The following is a 1,410-nucleotide window of genomic DNA, read 5'->3' on the forward strand; positions in this document are numbered from 1 at the left end:
TTGCGTTCCCCTTCGAGCGAGGCGATACGCTTCTCTAATTTCGCCTTATCCAAAAGGTCGGTATTGCCGGAGAGCAACGCCATATACTCCGAGAAGTTCATACCCGATTTTTCGTCCATTGCTCCCTCGTCGATGGTACGTGCGCCCATCGCTCCGCTTTTGAGCTGCGATATGAACGTCTGCTTGCAGTGCAGCAGATTGAACTTGTAGCTGTCCAGCGACTTTTCCACCGCGTAGATGATGACATCCACGTTGTTCTCGGCAAAATGCTTGGCAATCTCGTTCCCGGCTCTAACACCCCGTCCGTCACGCTGTTGCAGGTCGGACGGTCGCCACGGTGTATCAAGGTGATGGATGGCGACGCATCTTTTCTGCGCATTCACGCCCGTTCCGAGCATACTTGTGGAGCCGAACAGCACTCGCACTGTCCCTGCGTTCATGGCATCTATCACCGCCTTACGAGCCTTATCCGTCTTACACTCCTGAATGAAGCGCACCTCACTTGCCGGTATGCCGTAATCCTCCACCAACTTGCGTTTTATCTCGCTGTACACGTTCCATCCTTCCCCCGGCTGATATGTACCCAAGTCGGAGAACACGAACTGCGTTCCTTTGTGCGCATCGTATTTGTGGTAATACTCCGCTATCATTTTGGCGCAGTGGCTCGCCTTGTTGTCGGAGTGGTCTTCGTAATTGGGGTCTATCATGCGCATATCCAAAGCCATCTTCCGCGCGTAGTCGGTAGCGATGAGCATCTTAGCCTTCTCTTCCGTTTCAGACAGCGGCAACCTGCCCAACAACGTCGCGTCACCTGTCTTGGCAAATTCCATCAGTTGTTTGATGAAATACTCTTGGTCGGGTGTAGGCGGTATGTGGTGCAGTATCTCGTTCTTGTGCGGACGATCCACACCCACGTCCTCCGCCGTGCGGTAGTCGGTGATTTCGTTGTAAAAGGCGGCAAGCTCCGGCACTTTGATGAAGTAGCGGAAACGCTCCTTCTGCACCACGTTGTTTGTCACGTTGAACTCGAAGTCGGTCGTCTTCTTGGCGAAGATAGCCGCCCATGCGTCGAAACAGCGGATGTCCTGCCGTTCCAGTTCCTTCGGGCGCAGGTACTTAAAGAGCAGGTACAATTCCGTCAGACTGTTGGAAATAGTCGTGCCGGACAGGAACGTAGCCCCTAAGTCTTTGCCCGTACGCTCCTGTATAGTTCGTATGGCAAAAAGCATATTCAGGGCTTTCTGGCTCCCCTCCGAGTTTCCCAACCCCGCCACACGGTCATGCCGGGTGTTGAAAGTCAAGTTCTTGAATTGGTGGCTCTCGTCTATGAAAATGTGGTCGATGCCCATCTGTTTGAAGTCCACCACGTCATCTGTGCGCGACTTGATGGCGTGTTCCACTTTCTCTAAC

1 protein-coding gene is annotated in these 1,410 nt (G+C 53.3%); it reads right to left on the reverse strand.

What is annotated here, in order from left to right; genetic code table 11:
• On the reverse strand, positions 1-1,410 hold a 1,410-nt coding region (locus tag N5O98_RS26010; RefSeq protein ID WP_269496159.1), incomplete at both ends, for a helicase-related protein.

The sequence above is a fragment of the Bacteroides sp. LFL-34 genome (assembly GCF_027257075.1).
Classification (GTDB): domain Bacteria; phylum Bacteroidota; class Bacteroidia; order Bacteroidales; family Bacteroidaceae; genus Bacteroides; species Bacteroides ovatus.